1 protein-coding gene is annotated in these 440 nt (G+C 39.3%); it reads right to left on the bottom strand.

The genetic code is table 11. The annotated features are described in order from the left end of the window. A partial coding sequence (locus tag KVT37_RS31880) for a hypothetical protein (protein WP_217578976.1) occupies positions 1-440 on the bottom strand: 440 nt, incomplete at both ends.

The following is a 440-nucleotide window of genomic DNA, read 5'->3' as shown; positions in this document are numbered from 1 at the left end:
TAATAGCATTGGAAGTTTGGTCAATAGCCGTCTGCATTGTAGTGATTTTCTGATTAAACTCTGAAGTAGCTACTTTCTTTCCGATTTCTCTGACCATCGCTTGGTAATCTCCCATGTCTTTAGGGTTCGGAATAAATACAGATTTTATTGAGCCCTTTTGAAACATGAGATTACTTACATAAATAGTGCCGTTACGTCGCACACCTACAGTAATTTGCATGTGCGTTACAGCCTGTTTAATTGGAGGGATTGTTACGGAATATTCTTTCCATATCTCATTTTCTAGTACTTCATTTATGTTAGACCCTACAGCTCCCACCAATTGGTCACCGTTCCACGCCTTTCCCTCTGCGTACAATCCGTTGTCAATTGATTCCTTGTTTGTTACAAATATTTTACCTCTGTACGTGTACTCACTAAGCGGGTCAATATTGCCTATT

It is taken from the genome of Mesorhizobium sp. GbtcB19 (assembly GCF_019091085.1).
Lineage (GTDB): Bacteria > Pseudomonadota > Alphaproteobacteria > Rhizobiales > Rhizobiaceae > Mesorhizobium.
Note: the sequence above shows the minus strand (reverse complement) of the source record. Positions and strands in the feature narration are given on the sequence as shown.